17 protein-coding genes and 1 pseudogene are annotated in these 18,275 nt (G+C 68.5%); 7 read left to right on the top strand and 11 right to left on the bottom strand.

From position 1 onward, the window contains the following. Nucleotides 1–48: 48 nt before the first annotated feature. On the bottom strand, nucleotides 49–1,038 hold the full coding sequence (locus tag ACFYWI_RS34845; protein ID WP_389239798.1) for an ArsR/SmtB family transcription factor: 990 nt from the start codon (nucleotides 1,036–1,038) through the stop codon (nucleotides 49–51). A 160-nt stretch (nucleotides 1,039–1,198) separates the two neighbouring features. On the opposite strand from ACFYWI_RS34845, the gene ACFYWI_RS34840 reads away from it, so the two are divergent. Next, entirely contained in the window at nucleotides 1,199–1,324 is a 126-nt protein-coding gene (locus ACFYWI_RS34840) for a hypothetical protein (RefSeq protein ID WP_389239797.1), read from the top strand. Nucleotides 1,325–1,466: 142 nt separating this feature from the next. Further along, on the top strand, nucleotides 1,467–2,249 hold the full coding sequence (locus ACFYWI_RS34835) for a DUF4190 domain-containing protein (RefSeq protein WP_389239796.1): 783 nt from the start codon (nucleotides 1,467–1,469) through the stop codon (nucleotides 2,247–2,249). A gap of 277 nt (nucleotides 2,250–2,526) precedes the next feature. On the opposite strand, the gene ACFYWI_RS34830 is transcribed toward ACFYWI_RS34835, so the two are convergent. Beyond that, nucleotides 2,527–3,423, bottom strand: a complete 897-nt coding sequence (locus ACFYWI_RS34830) for an RNA polymerase sigma-70 factor (protein WP_389239794.1) — start codon at nucleotides 3,421–3,423, stop codon at nucleotides 2,527–2,529. Between the two features lie 318 nt (nucleotides 3,424–3,741). Continuing rightward, nucleotides 3,742–4,941, bottom strand: coding sequence for an NAD(P)/FAD-dependent oxidoreductase (locus ACFYWI_RS34825; RefSeq protein WP_389239793.1), 1,200 nt, complete (start codon nucleotides 4,939–4,941; stop codon nucleotides 3,742–3,744). Nucleotides 4,942–5,247: 306 nt separating this feature from the next. Here ACFYWI_RS34825 and ACFYWI_RS34820 point away from each other — a divergent pair, with 306 nt between their 5' ends. Beyond that, nucleotides 5,248–5,472 (top strand): hypothetical protein, encoded by a 225-nt coding sequence (locus ACFYWI_RS34820; RefSeq protein WP_389239792.1) that lies wholly within the window; start codon nucleotides 5,248–5,250, stop codon nucleotides 5,470–5,472. A 26-nt stretch (nucleotides 5,473–5,498) separates the two neighbouring features. Here ACFYWI_RS34820 and ACFYWI_RS34815 read toward each other — a convergent pair. The 4 genes and pseudogenes from ACFYWI_RS34815 to ACFYWI_RS34800 form a co-directional block, all read right to left on the bottom strand. Continuing rightward, nucleotides 5,499–5,734, bottom strand: a pseudogene (locus ACFYWI_RS34815) (helix-turn-helix domain-containing protein); the annotation flags it as partial. 63 nt (nucleotides 5,735–5,797) lie between these two features. After that, complete coding sequence (locus ACFYWI_RS34810) at nucleotides 5,798–6,493, bottom strand: hypothetical protein (RefSeq protein WP_389239791.1); 696 nt, start codon at nucleotides 6,491–6,493, stop codon at nucleotides 5,798–5,800. Nucleotides 6,494–8,030: 1,537 nt separating this feature from the next. Then, on the bottom strand, nucleotides 8,031–8,228 hold the full coding sequence (locus ACFYWI_RS34805) for a hypothetical protein (RefSeq protein ID WP_389239790.1): 198 nt from the start codon (nucleotides 8,226–8,228) through the stop codon (nucleotides 8,031–8,033). Between the two features lie 199 nt (nucleotides 8,229–8,427). Continuing rightward, nucleotides 8,428–9,390, bottom strand: coding sequence for a GlxA family transcriptional regulator (locus ACFYWI_RS34800; RefSeq protein WP_389239789.1), 963 nt, complete (start codon nucleotides 9,388–9,390; stop codon nucleotides 8,428–8,430). Nucleotides 9,391–9,537: 147 nt separating this feature from the next. On the opposite strand from ACFYWI_RS34800, the gene ACFYWI_RS34795 reads away from it, so the two are divergent. Then, entirely contained in the window at nucleotides 9,538–10,434 is an 897-nt protein-coding gene (locus tag ACFYWI_RS34795) for an NAD-dependent epimerase/dehydratase family protein (protein WP_389239788.1), read from the top strand. 960 nt (nucleotides 10,435–11,394) lie between these two features. Here ACFYWI_RS34795 and ACFYWI_RS34790 read toward each other — a convergent pair. Next, entirely contained in the window at nucleotides 11,395–12,393 is a 999-nt protein-coding gene (locus tag ACFYWI_RS34790; RefSeq protein WP_389239787.1) for an FAD-dependent oxidoreductase, read from the bottom strand. A gap of 255 nt (nucleotides 12,394–12,648) precedes the next feature. Between ACFYWI_RS34790 and ACFYWI_RS34785 the strand changes: the two genes are divergently transcribed. From ACFYWI_RS34785 to ACFYWI_RS34775, 3 genes are all read left to right on the top strand, one after another. Beyond that, the gene (locus tag ACFYWI_RS34785; protein ID WP_389239786.1) at nucleotides 12,649–13,263 is read left to right on the top strand and encodes a hypothetical protein; all 615 of its coding nucleotides are present in this window, start codon (nucleotides 12,649–12,651) and stop codon (nucleotides 13,261–13,263) included. After that, nucleotides 13,260–13,526, top strand: coding sequence for a hypothetical protein (locus ACFYWI_RS34780; protein WP_389239785.1), 267 nt, complete (start codon nucleotides 13,260–13,262; stop codon nucleotides 13,524–13,526). The genes ACFYWI_RS34785 and ACFYWI_RS34780 overlap by 4 nt, the downstream gene beginning before the upstream one ends. Before the next feature lie 574 nt (nucleotides 13,527–14,100). Then, the gene (locus tag ACFYWI_RS34775; RefSeq protein ID WP_389239784.1) at nucleotides 14,101–14,784 is read left to right on the top strand and encodes a CPBP family intramembrane glutamic endopeptidase; all 684 of its coding nucleotides are present in this window, start codon (nucleotides 14,101–14,103) and stop codon (nucleotides 14,782–14,784) included. Between the two features lie 505 nt (nucleotides 14,785–15,289). On the opposite strand, the gene ACFYWI_RS34770 is transcribed toward ACFYWI_RS34775, so the two are convergent. The 3 genes from ACFYWI_RS34770 to ACFYWI_RS34760 form a co-directional block, all read right to left on the bottom strand. Continuing rightward, nucleotides 15,290–15,736 (bottom strand): alpha/beta fold hydrolase, encoded by a 447-nt coding sequence (locus tag ACFYWI_RS34770; RefSeq protein ID WP_389239783.1) that lies wholly within the window; start codon nucleotides 15,734–15,736, stop codon nucleotides 15,290–15,292. A gap of 253 nt (nucleotides 15,737–15,989) precedes the next feature. After that, nucleotides 15,990–16,955, bottom strand: a complete 966-nt coding sequence (locus ACFYWI_RS34765) for an ankyrin repeat domain-containing protein (RefSeq protein WP_389239782.1) — start codon at nucleotides 16,953–16,955, stop codon at nucleotides 15,990–15,992. Between the two features lie 249 nt (nucleotides 16,956–17,204). Next, on the bottom strand, nucleotides 17,205–18,218 hold the full coding sequence (locus tag ACFYWI_RS34760; protein WP_389239781.1) for a serine/threonine-protein kinase: 1,014 nt from the start codon (nucleotides 18,216–18,218) through the stop codon (nucleotides 17,205–17,207). Between the last annotated feature and the right edge of the window lie 57 nt (nucleotides 18,219–18,275).

Below are 18,275 nucleotides of genomic sequence, written 5' to 3'. Positions count from 1 at the left end.
GCCACGCCCTTAAGCCACGACTTAAGGGACCGCGGGCCCGGCGCGCTCTCAGGTCCCGCCCAGCAGTTCCCGGCCCAGGGCGGTCGTCACGTGCAGCACCGATCCACCTCGACGGTTGGTGGTGATGAGACCCGCGCCGCGCAGCGCCTTCGCGTGCTGACTGGCCGCTGCCGGGGTGACGCCGAGCCGCCCGGCGAGCTCGGTGGTGCCGCAGCCGTCTGCGACGATGTGCAGCGCGGCGGCCCGGGTGCGCCCCAGCAGGGCGCCCAGGGCCTCGTTGGCGGCGTGGCCCTGGCTGCGCCACAGCGCGGAGCCGGACGCCAGGTCGGTCACCGCCGGTACGGTCAGCCGGGGCACCGACTCGTCGTCGTACGGGTCGTACAGCAAGCTGAGCTCACGCCAGGAGAACACGGTCGGCACGAGGATCAGCCCTCTCCCGCCCAGGTGGACTTCGACCGGGCGGGAGTGTCGTACCTCCAGCACAGGCGGGCGCCAGCGCACCAGCGGTGGGCACGCCGCGGCCAGCATGCCTTCGACGCCTTCTTCCAGGAATGTACGGGCGTAGTGCGCGCGTACCGCGTCGAGGCGCGACCGGAAGGCGGACCAGTACGGCCTGACGGTCACCCGGTGACAGGCCGCGAGGGCCGCCGCCAGCTGCCGTCGGGCCTCGGCGTCCCCCTCGGCGACGCTCCGCGCCCAGGAGGAGTGGACGGAGTCGACGGCGACTGCCTCCAGCTCGCGGCGTACGCGTGCGCGCGGTGCCCGCAGCAGCCCGTCGACGGCGTGGTCGATGTCGGGCGAGTCCCCGGCCAGCGCCAGCAGGTCGAGCCCGGGGCCCCGGGCCGGCAGCAGCGTGGTGAGCGGCTTGGTGTCCTCCGCCAATTGCCCGGCCACCGTTGCGCGCCATCTTTGGAAGGGCACCGCGCAGGAGCGCCTGTTCAGCATCTCCAGGCTGTAATACGTCTCCGCCGCGGCCCCGATCGTGGCAGCCACTCGGGTGCGGGCGAGATCGTCTGCGGTGAAATGAATACGCAACACCACTGACCCCCGTCACGGTGCGGCGACACAGGCGAATTCGGTGTCACTCGCGGCCGGTGCTTCCGTGGCGACGAGACAATTGTCAGGTGCTCGCGGCGGCCCTTCAATGGCGTTTCCGGACCTTCCGCGCATCAGTGGCCTGCTCGCGTGCCGTGCCGCGGTGCACGTCAGATGGCGCGCCCATGAGCATCTCGGCGGCGGCCTCGGTGATGGTGCCGTCCGGCGCGAAGTGGATGTGCACCTCGTACGCGCCGAGACCCTGCAGATGAAGTGCGGCTGCCCGTAGTGCCAGGTCTGCAGGCCGAGCCGTCGTGACAGCGGCGGCAGCGTGGGGGATCCGGTGACGACCCCCACCCGGCGGCCGCGGTGTCACCGCCGGGCTATAGGTTGCGGGCTCACCCTCAGTACAAGAAGCGAGTGCCACGCACATGTCCATACCACCGCAACAACTGCCGCCTCCAGGGCCCTTCCCGCAGCAGGGGGCATACGCGCAGCCGGGGCAACCCGGGCCGTACGGCGGCCCGCAGGGCTGGTACCCCCCGCCGCAGAAGACCAACGCGCTGGCCATCGTCGCGTTCGTCATGTCGATCGTCTGCGCGCTGCCGCTGGTCCCCCTGATCCTCGGCGTCATCGCCCTCTCTCAGATCCGCAACCGCGGCGAGAAGGGCAAGGGCTTCGCCGTCGCCGCGATCGCCATCCACGGCGTGACCCTCGCCTTCTACTCCCTCGTTCTCATTCTCGGGCTCTCCGGCGCGCTCGACGACGGCCCCGAGCCGAGGCGCGACACCGGCGGACAGGTCACCAGCCCTGGCTCCAGCGACGTGCAGGACATCCGCGAGGGAGACTGCTTCAACACCGACGACGATCTGGCGGAGTACGACAGCGAACACGGCGGCCAGGCCGCCCTCTCCGTACGCGTCGTGCCCTGCGGCGAGCCTCACGAGGGTGAGGCGTACGCCGTCTTCGACCTGGAGGACGGGCCGTTCCCGGGTACGGAGAAAGTAACCTCGATCGCTGAGGAGAAGTGCGGCGGCACCCTGCTCACCGACTATGTGGGGGACTCTCCGAAGCTCCTGGAGAGCCTGGACGTGTACTACTACCACCCGCAGTCCGCCAGCTGGATCCTCGGTGACCGCGAGATCACCTGCTTCCTGGGCGACACCTCCGGCACCAGCACGGGCTCGGTCCATGACACCGGCACCGGGACGTAGGACACGAACCGAGATGCCGCTACGGCAGCTCGCGGGATCCCCACGTGCGAAGGCCCCGCCGCCGGCGGGGCCTTCGCGTCATTGAGTTGTCCGGCGCTGGATCCTCAGGACCGACGGGGAGTGCAAGCACCCTGAGCTCACCCCTGCCCTGCTCGCCGCGCAACTCAAGCAGAAGTCCAACCACTCCCCTGAGTTGGGTGCTCTGTCACGTCACCAGCGGCCGCAGGCTACCTCGGCGTTGCACCTGATTCCCGGGTGGCTGTTCCGCCACCGGTATTCAGCGCAGGGTGAGCGGGGTCTCGGATTCGACGCGGGACAGCTTCTCGGGGTTTCGGACGTAGTAGAGGCCGGTGATGCGGGCGTCCTCGACACGGATCGCCATGACGCCGTCGATCTCGCCGTCCAGGTGTACGAGGAGCGCCGGGTTGCCGTTGACCACGGTGGGAGCGACGGTGATCGGGCGTTCGTTCTTGCCGAGACCACCGACCATGAAGCGGGCCACCTTCTCGGCGCCGGTGATCGGCCGCAGCGCGGCCTGCTTGATGCCGCCGCCGTCGCTCACAAGGACGACCTCAGGGGCGAGCACGTCAAGGAGGGCCTGCGGGTCACCGGTTTCGAGCGCGCGCTGGAACGACTCCAGAGCCGCACAGGTCACGCTCGGGGAGACCACCTGGCGAGGGCGGCGGGCATCGACGTGCCGGCGGGCGCGGTGCGCGATCTGGCGGACGGCCGCGGGGCTCTTGTCTACGGCGGCCGCGATCTCGTCGTAGCCGACATCGAAGGCCTCGCGCAGCACGAAGACGGCGCGCTCGGTCGGCGACAGCGTCTCGAGGACGAGCATCATCGCCATCGACACACTCTCGGCGAGCTCGACGTCCTGGGCCACGTCCGGCGCGGTGAGCAGGGGCTCGGGCAGCCAGGGGCCGACGTACGCCTCCTTGCGGCGCTTCATTGTGCGCAGCCGGTTGAGCGACTGCCGGGTCGTGATCCGGACCAGGTAGGCGCGGTGGTCGCGCACCTGTGCCAAGTCGACCTTGACCCACCGCAGCCAGGTTTCCTGGAGGACGTCTTCGGCGTCGGCCGCCGATCCGAGCATCTCGTAGGCGACGGTGAAGAGCAGGTTGCGGTGGGCGACGAAAGTCTCGGTCGCCGGGTCAGTGGCGTGGTCGCTCATATCTCGACCCCTGTCCTTCGCGGCCGGCCCTGGTTGCCGAAGGCCTTCAAGCGTGCATCCACAGCAAGGTCCTTTTCGTTGGCAGCCGTTCGATCTGACCCACCTGTTTGGTGCGATCGAGAGTAGGACACCAGCCGGCGCACGGCTGTGACACGCCAAGCTGCTGCCGACGATCCGTTGCTCAGATGTGTCGATCCCCTCGAACCGTGGATCGCCGATGAATGCATGCGTGAGGCGGCGCCCCGCGATAAGGGCGTCGCCGCACGACATGCAGTCCAGATCCGTTGATAGTCGACCGGAGCGGCCACGAATGCCTGGCTAGGCTGCTTGTTCAGCGGTGGCCGGCGCCTCGCCGCCCTTGGTCTGCAGCAGCTGCCGGCGCTTGTCATCCTTGGCCCACCAGGTGCGCGAACCGGGATTGCGTGCCTCGTACGCCAGCTGCCAGACGGTGCCCTTGCAAATGAACTCCTTGAGCTTCGCGCCCGGGCGGCCGCCGAGGTAGTACCTCTTGGCGGTGTCATCCTTGTCGGCGAACTGAAGGATGCCGGCGCGCCGACCCAGGCTGATGCACTGGCTGACGAATCCTACGTTGATGGGCGCGGGTTGCTCACCGGCGATCCGGCTGAGCACTGTCTCGGCGGCCTGCGGGCCCAGCTGAACCGCGGCCTGACAGCTCATCCGGAACGGCAGGTCCGACGGTGCCGCCGAATCCCCGGCCGCGACGATGCGCACGTCGTCCACGCTCGTCAACGTCTCGTCCGTGAGCAGGCGGCCCAAGGCGTCGGTGCTCAGCCCGCTGCGGCCGGCCAGGTCCGGCACGCCGAATCCAGCGGTCCAGATGGTCACCTCGCTCGGCAGCTTGCGGCCGCCACTGAGCTGCACTACGTCGCGAGTGACAGCCGTCACCTTCGCGTCGGGGCCTTCGAGCACGGTCACACCGAGTTTGGTCAGCCGCTTGGCAACCGAGCGTCGCCCCCGAGGATGCAAGTACGGGCCGAGCACCTCGCCGCAGACCAGGGTCACGGTGCGGCCCTCCTCCGCCAGCTCGGCGGCGGTCTCGATGCCGGTCGGACCGGCTCCGACAACCGTCACTGCGGCCCTTGCAGGCGCGGTGTCGACGACCGGCCGCAGCCGCCGCGCCTCCTCCAGAGTGGCAATCGGGTAGGCGAACTCGGCCGCTCCGGGCACGCGCGGGTCGGCGCTGCCACTGCCCACGGCGTAGATCAGGTAGTCGTAGCCGACCGTGCCACCGGTCGCCAACGTCACGCTGCGCTCGGCCCCGTCAATCCGTGTCACGGTGTCGACCACCAGCCGGATGCCCTCGGCCAGGATCTCTCGGTAGTCGACGACCGCGTCGTGGGAGCCTCCCACCAGTTGGTGCAGGCGGATCCGCTCGACGAAGGTCGGGCGCGGGTTGATCAGCGTCACTGTCACGTCGTCGCGCTGCGTCAGGCGATTGGCGGCCATGACGCCGGCGTATCCGCCGCCGATCACGACCACATCGGTGTTCTCAGTCATGGTGTCTCCTTCGGTTCCAGGGTTTCGGCCTCAAGACACCGCGTGATAGATCGTTGTGACAGCATGTGAGGCAGATCACTCCCCAGGCGTGGGCTCGTGGGCTCGGCAGGCGGAGTCCTCACGGTCCGAGCTGATGCTCCGGGGGTGCGCGCACCCCGGGGGCGGGGCGAGCACCCCTTCAGGGCAGGTCACCGTTGCCACCAAGGCTCGCGACGATGCAGCGCAGGACGTTGATCGTCGTCACAAAGTCGGCGGCCTCCCCCGCCCTCAACCACCCACCCCGGGGCGACGAGATCATCGAAGAGCTTGCAGTGGGGTCCCGAGCCTCTGCCGGGACTGCACGCTCTGCGGTGTCTGTCACTCAAGGAGCTCGAACTGCTCGAGTGGACCGGCAGGGATCTGGCTCAGGGGAACATTGACGTCAGCTTCGTCTTCATGGAGAAGCGGGCAAACGTCTTCAACGCCCTCGACGAGAACGGGTTGAGCTTCGGCTCACCTGATCAGCGCCAGCGCTCCCGTCCGTTCCACTGACGCACTCGGAGTTCGCATACGGCGCTTGGGTAAAGCGACTCGAAGTCGTCCGCGTTGAAGCCCGTGGACCACGTCCCGGACGCAGTCCACGCTGGTGAACGTCACCTCGGCGATCGTCGCGACGGGCATGCCCTGCGCGGACAGCAGCACCATCTGGACCCGCCGCCAGGTCACCGGCGACCCGCTTGCCCCGGCGGACGATTCGCACAAGGCGCCGCCCCGTGGCCCGCCTCACCGAGCTGAAGACCACCCATACGGCAATGCTGGAACGCTCCGCCACAGCACTCGACGAGGCCCGGCGCGCACGTGACTCCGCGCATCGCCATCAAGCGCAGCCGCGTACCCAGCGCCAGCCGATGAAGGTATGCCGCAACGTCACGTCGAGCCGGCATGAGGCGGTGCCATCCCCGTTCAGCTGCACAGTGGAGTCGTGGATGTTGGAGTACCAGCCACCCGTAAGGTCGAAGAACCCGCGGTAGCCGAACTCCGCGTGGGCGGCGGCGCGGGCGCCCGGGCAGGCGCCGAGGCAATCCCCGGTCTGGCTCGTGCCCGTGAGGGACCAGCCTCCGTCCCACGGCTCGCGGTTCCAGTCGTGTCGCACGGTGGTGTTGACCTGGCTCACCCCGCCGCTGACATTCCCCGAGGTGGTGGTCGTGGTGGTGTACAACGCGGTCATCAGGATCCCGCAGCAGTCGTACATCTCCGACCATGTGCGCAGCTCCCGGCGGTCCGCGGCCGTGTGCCGCCCGTCCGGGGCGGGCACGAACCGGACGGGGCCCAGATCCGGCTTGCAGTCACCGCCGACGCTGACCTCCTGACGGACGGCCATCCCGGCCGGAGGCACGGGCAGTGTGGCCGTCACGCGTAACTCCCCGCACCCCTGGCCCTGCTGTGCGGTGCGGGACGGCGTGTCCGGGACCTGTGCGGCGGAGGCACTCTGCGGCGTCGGCAGCACGAGCACGGCGGCCATGATCAGCGGGAACAGCGGCAACGAGCGCACCGACGGTAAGCAGCTTCGCATCTGTAGCCTTTCTCTCTTCGGCGGCCGGCAGCTTACCGGCCGGTAGCACACTCGTCTGCCCCGCCCTCACCCACCGCCCGGACCGCACCTTCGCGTTCGACGAGTCCGGGCCCCCTCGTGGACGGCCGCGAGGGAGCGGGCCAGGGACGGGATCACGACCACAGTTCCGGCCTCGACTTCAGAGGCGCGAACCTGCCGCATGACCTGCCAATGATGGGAATGAGGCCGGAAGTCCACCATCATGCGGCGCCCGGTCTCCTCCTTCCAGCTCTCCACAGCGAGAGCCTTCTCCATCGCCTCCGCCACGGCCAGCCCGGTCCACCCGCGGACACCGTCCTCGCCGGGTTCGCCCAGTTCCGGTTTCGGGGTGCCTGTCGTTGTGGCGGGAGGGGTGCCCAGCGATCATCATCTGCCGGTGCTCGCCTCGCGGGTCGACTTTGGAGACGGTGTCGGACCGCGCCGGTCTGAGATATCGGTTCGCATGAGCGCAGCCGAAGCGGAGTCATCCGTGCTGCTGGGTGACATCCGCGTCGACTGGGCCCGAGTGCTCTTCGGCGATGCCGAGTGGCTTGTCCGGCCGTCGTGGTGGGGGCCACGCCGCCCTCGTCTCGCTCAGCCCCGGGCATCGCCCGTCGACGCCCCTCACCGCCCCGGCCTCCACGAAGGCAAAACGGCTACCAGCAGCCGTGGGAGTAGGTGACGCCCGAGGCCGAGGCCCCGTGGGTGCGCTGGTAGGGCGCCGGCGCCCGGTCCGGCTGGTCCGTCCCACCGCAGGCTCGTGCTGGGCGAAGAAGGGGAAGCGAGAGCCTGACCGCCGAGCGTCGGCAGCCCCTCCCCGGCATTACTGAGGGCTGATCCCCTGCATCACGGCAGGGGACCCCAGCGCCGCCCATCTCGTCTCCTACTGGCCACCGCAGTGCTGGCCGAAATGCACGACGAATGGATCGCCTTTCCCCGCCGCTACCTCTCCGAAGAGAGCATGGCCACCGTCTACGTCACCGCCGACACCGAGCCACGTCGTCCAGGTCTTCCCCAACCCCGAGGCCGTCCTACGACCCATCATGGGCATGAAGAAGTCGTCGTCTCCTTCGCTGTTCCCGCCTTCCGGCGGAGGTGAGAAGAGGTCGATGGGCAGGACAAGGGCATGTGTTCGACAAACTGGCCGCGAAGTTCGGCACCGTGCTCGTCATCGTGGACCAGCCGGCCTCCATCGGAGCTCTGCCCCTGACCGTGGCCCGGGCTACGGTCGTCGTGGCTGGTCGGCGTCGTACCGGAGCTCGGATGTCGAGCTGGAGTCAAGTCGTCAGCCGCAGAGATCGAGTCTTCCTCACCATCAACCTTCGCCTTGAATCAGCAGCAATGCACTGCTACCGAATCATCGGACCTGCCCCCTTGAATGCCGCTCATGCACATCTCCCTGCCGAGGCCGGTCGCCTTTTTCGCCGTCCTCTTCGGCGTCGTCGTCCCCGAGCGCAGCGGTGTGCAGGCGCAGTAACTGGGCCCGGACCTCGTCGGTCCATCAGGAAGCTGCCGCCGCTCAACGGCAGTACTGTCGGCGACGCTTGAATCCGCCGTGCACTTCGGCAGGCATCGCCGGGTCGTCAACGCCAAGCAGAGCAGGATCGATCTCCGCCGGCGACCGCTCTCCGCTCCACAACCCCAGATGACCGCCGTCAACGATGACCAGGGCACCCGATGGGCAGCGGATCTCTCCGAGCCTGAAGATCTCTTCCATGGCGCGCGAGTCCTCCGGCCGCCGGCATGCGCACCAGGACGATCCCGAGACACGAATGCCCGGACTTGAGTGAGACTCATCGGCTCTCAGCGTCTCAGCCGAGTCCGGGCACTGCAGTTCAGGGACCTGTCATGCCCGGACTTACCTGAGACAGGACAACCACCTATGAAACGCCGCGTCCGGGCCGAGTCGCGCGCGGTCACGGACCAGTCTTCACGCTCGGGCGGTGGGTGAAGGCGCCCCGGTAGGTCGCCGGGGTCATGCCGATCTGGCGGCTCAGGTGCTGTCGGAGCGACTCGCCGGAGCCGAGGCCACTGCGGCGGGCCACATGGTCGACGGTGAGATCGGTGGTCTCCAGCAGCTCGCGGGCCCGCAGCAGCCGCTGCTGGAGCAGCCATTGGAACGGGGTCACACCAGACTCGGCCGTGAAGCGGCGGGTCAGGGTCCGCACACTGACCTTGGCCTGACCGGCCAGGTCGTGCAAAGAGATTGGCTGGTCAAGGTGCTGCAGTGCCCAGATGCGGGCCGCATCCAATGAGGAATCGGTCTCGGCCGGTAGTGGGGTCTGCACGAACTGCGCCTGCCCGCCGTGGCGCACCGGGGTGACGACAGCGGCGCGGGCCGCCGTATTGGCCACGGCCGCGCCGTAGTCGGAGCTGATCAGGTGCAGGCACAGGTCGATCCCGGCGGCCGAGCCCGCACCGGTGACGATCCGTCCGTCCTCGGCGAACAGCCGGTCGGCGTCCACGCGCACCGCAGGGAAGGCGCGCTGCAGTTCCTCGGCCAGGGCCCAGTGGGTGGTGGCGACACGGCCGTCGAGGAGCCCGGCCTGGGCGAGGACGAAGGCACCGCTGCAGATCGAGGCAACACGCTTTCCCGCGGCGGCCGCCTCCCGCAAGGCGGCCAGCGCGGCCGGCTCGGCGTCGTGCCGGCTCGCAGTCGAGGGAACGATCACCGTGTCCGCCGCCGCGACCACTTGAAGGCCGTGCCGGATCACCACCTCGATACCACCGGAGGCGGCGACCGTACCGGGCATGGCGGTGCACACCGTCACCTCATAGCCGGGGCGTCCGCCGAGTTCGGCGGCGCCGAGCAGCGTCGACGGCATGGACAAGTCGAAGGGCTTGACCGCAGGGACGGCCAGGACGGCGACACGATGCATGGCTAGATCCTTGGATCTCGTGGCTTTCAGGCCACTGACCCTACCCCGCGTCCGCACGGCACAGTTGGGCGAGCGGTCGGGCCCCCGCGAACCACGTTTCCCCCTTCAGGGAAGCGTTCCATTCTTGAGGAAAACGGAGACAACGTCATGGCTGAATCAGTCGTCATCGGTGCAGGCGCGACCGGGGTCGCGACCGCCAGGCAACTGGCCGACAGCGGCAAGCGGGTCCGCCTCATCACCCGCAGCGGCAGTGGCCCTGACCACCCCGGCATCGAACGGATCGCCCTGGACGCGGGCCACACCGGCGAGCTGGCCGAGGCACTGGCCGGAGCGACCACGGTCTTCAACGCCGCCATGACCGCCTACCAGACCTGGCCAGAGACCATGCCGCCGTTGTTCGCCTCGATCCTCGCCGCGACCGAGCGGGCCGGGGCCGACTACGTGATGCTCGGCAACCTCTACGGCTATCAGCAGACCACCGTGCCGGTGACCGAGCGCACCCCGATGGCCCCGCATACCCGAAAGGGCCGGGTGAGGGCCCAGCTGTGGCAGCAGGCCAAGGATGCCCACGACGAAGGGCGGCTGCGGGCCACCGAAGTGCGAGCCGGCCAGTACCTGGGCCCAGGCGCAGTCTCAGCGTTCACGCTGCTGGTCGCGCCCCGGGTCCGAGAGGGAGAACTGGCTCTCGTCCACGGCAACCCCGATGCGGCACACTCGTTTTCGTACACCGAGGACGTCGCAGCGGCGCTGGTGGCGGTCGGCGGCGACGAGCGGGCCTGGGGGCGGGGCTGGCACGCCCCGGTCATCACCGCGACCCTGCGCCAGGCCGCGACCGACCTCGCCGAACTCCACGGAGCGCCCGAACCGCGGTTGGAGCCGCTCACCGAACGGGATACGGCGCTGCTGTCCTTCACCGACCCACTGTGGCGGGAGTTCGCCGAGATGAGCTACATGTCCGAGCGTCCGTTCCTCGTAGACGACAGCGATATCCGCGACACCTTCGGAGTCAAGCCCTCAACACTCCGCGAAGCGCTGGCGGCCTGATGCCGCGGTGGGCGGGCCGGGGCTCCCGGCCCGCCCACGCTGAGGTGCGCGAGGTGCTCGACGATCGCCGCACGGTCCCGTCGCGCATCAGGCCGAGGGCCCGCGACGCCGCCACGCTCGTCGGACCGCGACACGGCTGCACCCGCGCCCTGGTGCGCCCAAGACGGAGGAGAGTCCGGACCCCCACCACTTGATCAAGGAAGCGGCTGTCGGCGAGGGCATGCTCACGTGCAGCCGTCCGGAGCTTGAGGTTGACGCTCAGCGGCCCGACGCCTTCCCCTGCCGGATCTCATTCACACGACAGAGAATCGCTGCCTCAGCAGCCTCGAGATATCCCGAGGAGCCGCTGGTGTGGGGCAGCGTGCCGGGTGATTCATCGACGTTAGGGCAGGGACCGGCCGCGAACTCCACCACCGTCACTCGCGCGCACCTCCGTAGACGAGTGTCCCATCTTGCCGCTCACTTTGTGGAGTTGCGGAGGCAGCAGGCTGAAACGCCCCAACCTGGCTGCCTGCGCCTGAAGCTGTCACGCAGCGCGGTGAGCGCGGCCCGGAGCTCGACGGCACTTTCCTCGAACTGGAGACCCTGGTCGACGAGACGGACATGCAGGCCGCGCTCGCTGCCGTGCGTGCAGTGCTCGAGGAGCTGGGCATCAGTAAAGACGACCTGACGCGGGAGCTGTACACGGATGCAGTTCGAGCACGCCGCAACTGACCCCCAAACGCACGAAAACCCCTGCCGCAACCGGTGGGCTTCGGGTCGGCGCCCGAGGCAAGGAGGTACTCACCGTGCCGCGAAGGGGTGAGCCTGCAGTTCGCTGCGGTCAACGCGGAAGGCCTTCTTCGAACGCCTCGGCTTCACCGTTTTACCAAGCCCGTCTCGTATGGGTTCTTGGCGATCAGGTCGTCGTCCACGGCCGGGGCGGCCAGATCAGCGCCAGCTTTGCCATACCCCGAGAAGTCACCGACTGCTTCGGCGCCCCGGGTGAAGATCCTCTACCCAAGACACGCTGCACGCACGAGCCGGACGACTTCCGTCGCGCAGCCCCAGGACAGAGTCACTCCGGCTCCGCCGTGGCCGTAGTTGTGGACCACGGGGGGGCCCGACCTGGCGGTCTTCCTGTTCGACTCTGACCTGGGGTCGTGTCGGTCGTCCCCCCACCCGGTGGTCGAGGAGTTGTGCGTTCGCGAGGCGGGAGTCGATCGCGGAACAGCGCTCAATGATTCTTTCTGCGGTGGCATGGTCGGCGACGACGCTGCCGTTGTTGTCGATGGCCGTACCGCCGAGGACGATGGTGTCGCCGTGCGGATAGAAGCACACCAGGTCGGGAGACATGCCGGTGTCCTCGGAGAAGAACTCATCGATGCCTGGGTTCTTCAGGACGACGTGTTCTCCGCAAATCGCCCGCATTGTGGTGTCGCCCGCTAGCCGGGAGGCGCCCAGGCCAGTGCAGTTGACGATCGCGGCTGCGTTCTTGATCTCGCTCCAGTCGCCCACGGTGCCAGTCTCGATTTGGCCGCCGAGCTCCATGACTCGGCTCTGGAGATAGTCGAGATAGATCGGCATGTCGATGAGCGGGACAGTGAAGCGGTAGCCGGAGACGAAGCCGGGTGGGAGTTCGTCTTCCCCACACGGGCGGCAGTCGGGCAGGAGGTCGCCCCATGGCGGGGGATCCATGGACTGCCGGGACGCTTCGATGCCGCTGACCATGCGAACGCCACTGTCGCTGAGGCCCGAGAGGCCACGGAAGACCTCGAGGGAGACAAGGCTCCATGCCCATACCTTGTCCCACGGCTCCGCGTGGTACGCGCCCCACATCGCCCCGGCCGCGAGCGACGTTCGGCCGGGAATCTCCTCGGCCACGATGCGTACCGGCAGTCCGGCTTGCAGAAGCTCGATCCCCGTGGTGAGCCCGCAGACTCCTGCCCCTACGACGACGATCGACCTCTTGGCTGCCATGATCCGACCGTAACTCCTCGGTGCGAGTGCCGACCGGCTGGCACCCGGCTCGCCACCGCCCGCCGCTGGCTCGCCCCGTCACCCCGGGCGAGCGGCAACAGCAGAATGGTCATCAGCCCGTGCGGCTCGACCACCGGCAGAAGAGCGGTTCCTGACTGCTTGCGAGTGAACGATGGAACTCCCGCACTCGCGTCGAAGCCATCCGGTCGATCATGCCCCTTATGGTTGGTTCCCATGCCGCTAAGCTTTGCCTTTGTGAATCTCAAGCCTGGAGTCGGCAAGACGACCAGTGCCGTATGGCTGGCCCACGCGCTTCACGAGTCGGGCTACTCGCCGCTTCTGGTCGACGGCGACCCAGCGTCCTCCGCACTGCGCTGGAGCGAATTGGCCGACGGCTTTCCGTTTCCCGTCATCGCCTTGCCGGTGGGTGACGTGCACCGCCGCGTGAACGACTTCCTGGGCAATCGGCAGGCTGTGGTGCTCGATGCGCCGCAGATGGAGGACCATCCTCGCATCGCTCGCAGCATCATGAGGTACGCGAGTGCGTGGATCGTCCCGGTGACGCCCGCTCCCATCGAACTGGACCGGATGGCACCCATCCACTCCGAGATGGACGACGTGCAGTCCCTGCGCGCCGAGCCGGCCCGCACCGCAGTCCTCCTGAACCGAACCAATCGCCCCGACGCCACACGCACCGGCCCCGATGCCGACGCCCGTGAGGCGCTCACCGAGTGGGGTTTCGTGGTGCTGGACACCCAGATCGCGCGGCTCGAGTTGTACGCCCAGTCGTTCGGAAGTCCGGTGCGGGCCAAGGGGTCGGCGTTCATGGACCTCGCCGATGAACTCATCAAGCGTGAGGAAGAGGCATGAAGGAGCGCAAGGACAGGTACCGCGCGGCGTTGCAGCGCGGAGGGGACGTCGCTGCCAAATCCTCAAAAAGCATCACGCTGAACAGCAGATACGTCCGGATGACTATCGAAGTGGACCCGGACCTGCAGCGAGACCTGACGCGATGGGCCAGTCTGCCGGTCTCAGCGCTGGTACTCGCCACCACGACCGTTCTGCGCACCTTGGCCGACACCGCCGCGGCCGTGCCCCGATCCGTGGGCGGCGCCCGGCATACGGGGCCGTAGAGGCCCAGGTTGCCGTACGGCGCCCGAAGGGGCAGCGGCAGGCACTTCGGTGGTTGCCCTTGCAGGCCTGTGCCGGAGGCACAGCATGAGGCGCGGAAGGGGTGAGGATTCGGCGGTCAACTGCGGTGTGCGGGAACCGAAGTGAGCCGGTTGAGCAGTTCTGGGGCCTGCGGGGGCCTTCCTCGAGTGGGCCCGGCCGAACGGCCCCCGACAGCCGCGTCCCAGCGAGATGCCGAGCCCCCGGCTCCGGCAGGGCCGGAGCCACCGGCCTCGCAAAGAATCCGCAGCCCGGAGAGCAGGCGGCATGCTGCGCGGCGCCCCCGGCGACGGCCTTGCCGACTGTTCTCCGACCGCGGCTACGACATCGACAAGTACCGCCGTATCCTCCGGAGTCGTGGCATCACCCCGAAGACCGCACTCCGCGGAAAGAGGCATGGCTCTTGCCATGGCAAGTCCCGCTGTGGTGTCGAGCCGACCTTCGCCGGGCCCCATCTCTTCACATGCCCAACTGTGACCGCTGCCCGGCGCGTTGCGCGAGGAACTGCCACCGGGTTTCGGCGATCCTGATACAACGATGCGGATCACTCTGGTCATCGCGGTTCTCGCTGCCGTGCAGGTATGGGTCAACCGGCTGTCGGCCGACTGGTACGTCCCCCTCTGCGCCGCCACTTCCGCCGTTCTCCTGCTGATCGCTCGGTGGGATGGCCTCACCTGGCCGGACCTGGGACTCGGCGCTGCCTTTGCCCGCCGGGGACTGCGCTGGGGAGTGGTCCTGGTCGCAGCCGTCGTGGTCGTCTATCTGCTGGGTCTGGCCATGCCGTTCACCCGGGAGGCCTTCCTGGACGAACGTGCCGCGGGGCTTACTGCGGATCAGCTGGTGTTCCGCATGCTGGTCCGCGTACCGCTCGGCACTGTGCTGCTCGAGGAGATCGCGTTCCGGGGGGTGCTGTGGGCCATGGTCGAGCGGCGGTGGGGGCCCACGTGGGCCACCGCCGTCTCCTCGGTGCTCTTCGGGCTCTGGCACGTGCAACCCGCACGGGGGCTCACGCGCGCGAACGCGGCCGCCGAGGCGATTTTCGGCACCAGCCGTACTGGCGTCACCCTGTCCGTGGCAGCAGCAGTCCTGGGCACGGCCATCGTCGGCGTGCTTTTCTGCGAACTCCGCCGCCGCTCCGGCAGCCTCATCCCGCCCATCGCGCTGCACGGCGCCCTCAACAGCGCCGGCTATGCACTCGCCTGGGCGGTTGCCCGCTGGTGAGGCGCGGATGCAATACAGGCCGCTCGGCCCCGCCACCCTCACCAGTCCAGTGGCGAGTAGGCGCAAGGGGCCGACCCCACCGGCAGGACCAGGCCGTTAGGATGCGGCTCCGGCAGCTGGACCGACCGCAGGGCCCAGCCGCCTCAGCCCAGGGCCTGGACTTCCCGCCAGAAGGCGTCGACCCGCGCGTTGAAGGTGTCGGGGACCTCTTGAAAGGGCTGATGAGCCTCGCCGGGCAGCACCTCGAAAGCGCACCCGGAATCCTCTCGGCGACCGCACGCCCCAGGCGCGGCGGCGCGACGATGTCCAGTTCACCGGCCAGCACCAGTGTCGGCGCGATGATCTCCGCTAGGCGGTCGAGCGTGTCATGCGTCCTGAACGGTGCCAGCTGGCGCTGGAAAGCCTCGACGGACTGAGGATGCGGGAAGGCCAGCGTCTCCTCGATGATCCGGTCGACCGTGCCGTCGGCGTGCGCCCGCGGAGTGTAGATCCACAGCAGAAACGCCTACAGCATCGCGCGCTCGTCCGGCGCTCGCTCGGCCATCCAGTGCCAAAAGCCCGTCATCGAGCGGAAGTAGGCGTCGGGACGGGCCCATGTGCTCATGAGCACGAGGCTGCGGACGAGCCGGGGATGGTTGAGCGCCAGCTCCTGCGCGATGCAGCTGCCTCCCGAGAAGCCCACGACATGCGCGGCCGGGATCTCCAGTGCGCGCAGCACCGCGGCCGCGTCCTGCGCCATCCCGGGCACCGACAAAGGCCCCTCGGGCAGCGGCGTGCGCCCAGTGCCGCGATTGTCGTAGGCGGTGAGACGGTAGCGGTCGGCAAACCCGTCGACCTGTGCCTGCCACGCCTCGGCGGGATCGCTGAGTCCCGCGATGAGCAGGATGTCGGGTCCCTCGCCTCGGCGCTCGACCCAGATCCGGCCGACGTCGGTTTCGATCATTTCGCCCATGCCCGGTCTCCTGGCACGGTTTTCGTGGAGAGCCCACGCCCACCCCCCGGACTCACACCGTCCCACAGGTCTCGCAGCGCCACCTGTGCAGCGGCGGCCTGAGCCGCCACACTCGGCTGATCCCCGGCAACGCTCATCCCACGAAGCAAGCGCCCGTCGCCGACAGGAATACGACAGACGCGGAACAACTGCGCTCCGCCAGTAGAAAATGTTCCCTGTTCAGTGGCACGAACTGCTCGTGACAGCCCTTGCGTCAGTGCTCCCAATAGTCACGCTGCGGTAGTTCGACCCACATGTCGGGTGGCCCCACGACGGCACGCGCGTCGGTCAACCGCAGTCCTACGAACGCGCACGAGTACGCCACCGCGTTGTACTGGTAGAGGTACGAGGTCAGGGTTTCCTCCGAGGTGTCGTCCGCGTCCGGTCCGCCGCCTGGGTGGAGGTCCCAGCCTTCGACGCTCCCGTTGCGGACGATGCTGCCCTGGTTGCCGCTTTTGGGGTTGGCGTACAGGCCGTAGCAGACGGTGCCGGCGGACAGCCGGGTCAGTACACCCGGCATCGACGGCGCGTATCCCCACGGCTGGGTGACGACGCAACCACCCGGCACGGTCGTCACGCCGACGACCTGCAGGCTCTCGTCCAATTCGTACGCGTACGGATCCTCCAGCAGTTCTTCCAGTTCCTCGCCTCCCGCCGGCGTCGCCTCCAAGCGACGTACCGCTTCCTCGGCGTCGATCCCGGCCACGCACGCCAGAGCTGTGCCCTCGTAGTGGATGCTGCCCAACGCAGCGACGAGCCGTCTGCCCTCCTGTGCCGCCGTGCGCTCCGCTTCGCTCAGCCCGCGCTCTTGCTCGGGCACCACAAACAGGTCGGGTGTCGGTCCGGCCAGGCTGAGCCGCCCCGGTGACCAGCCACCGATCAAGGGCCGCCAGGGATCCGCTCCGGCATCGACGAGGGCCCGCGCGTTGTCCGGTCGGTCGCACAGGACCGCTTCCCACAGCGCGGTCGTCCCGTTCTCGAGCGCGTCGACGTCTGCAACGCGTCGTGCCAGCTCCGTGACGACCTCCGGTGAGCCGAAGACCGCCGCCCGGTGAAGGGGCCGCCCTCCGCTCCATACCTCTGGGTCGGCACCCTGATCGAGGCGCCGCCGGATGCCGTCGTGATCCTTCCAACCCTCCCAGCTCACGCCCGACCAGCCGTCATCCCGCCCCGTCACCATGCCCCCTCCAAAGAGATCCGGACGACTCCTCCATCGCCGCGTACGCACCACCATCACAGACGGGTCCGACAACGCCCCGCTCTCTTCTCAACGCTTGTGGAGAAGTTGGATCCGTGCGATCCGTGCCCCACCGCGCCTGCCGTGGGACACGCCCCGCACCCATCCCACCTCCGCCGCCAGGCAGACCATCAAGCCCGCCGACCGTCCCCAGCACACGCAGGCACCATGCGCACCGGGACCACCGAAGCACTAACCCGGCGGACGGCCAAAGACCGGCCGGGCCCAGACAGGCGGATCCGGGACCGGCCCCACGTGCTGCGCGGCCCCGACGACCCCGGGGTCCACCTGTGTCGGCGGATGCGAACCCTTGCCGCCGATACCCCTCGCACTGGCACGCAGAGCCGCCACGAACTCCAGGCACGAGCCGTAACGGTCCTCGGGAACCTTCGCCAGGGCCTTTACCAGAACGCCGTCCACCGCCGACGGAAGCCCCGGCCGTTTCTCGCTCAGGGCAGGCGGCTGATCGTACTGATGCGCCCACAGCAGCGCCATATCCTCATCCCTCTGGAAAGGCGGCCCACCCGCGAGGGTTTCGTAGACGACGCAGGCAAGGCTGTACAGATCGCACCTGCCATCCACCGGGCGGCCCGAAATCTGCTCCGGCGCCACATAGTCGAGCGTTCCGACGAACTCTCCCACCTCAGTGAACCCCGTCAGCGACAGCGACTTCTTCGTCAGCCCGAAATCCGTGAGATAGACATGCTCGGGGTGATCGCTGTCAGTGCCCTGGGCAACCAGAACATTGCCGGGCTTCACATCGCGGTGCACCAAGTCATGTTCATGGGCCGCATCGAGTGCCGACGCCACCTGAGCGGCGATACGCAGCGCCATCGCAACCGGCAACCGACCGTCCCGATCGAGCAAAGCCCGCAAATCCAGCCCCGAGACATAACGCATGGCGATATACAAGACACCATCCATTTCGCCGGCCTCGAAGATCGGCACGATATGGGGATGGTCGATCGCCGCGGCCACACGCGACTCGTGCGTGAAACGGCGACGGAAGGTGTCATTGCGGGCCAGCTCCGGGGCAAGCAGCTTCAGCGCAACCGTACGGTCCAGACGCAGATCCCTTGCGCAGTACACAACGGCCATACCCCCACGACCGATCTCACGCTCCACCCGGTAACCCGCGATCTGCGCCCCGATCAGACCCGAAGCCCGACCCGAATACACACCCATCCCGTCCGACGCCGCACCCATCACACGCCACCACCGCGCAACCGTCCGACAGCCGCGAGACACACATACGGACCACCA

It is taken from the genome of Streptomyces sp. NPDC002889 (assembly GCF_042888425.1).
In the GTDB taxonomy this organism is placed as follows: Bacteria; Actinomycetota; Actinomycetes; order Streptomycetales; family Streptomycetaceae; genus Streptomyces.
Note: the sequence above shows the minus strand (reverse complement) of the source record. Positions and strands in the feature narration are given on the sequence as shown.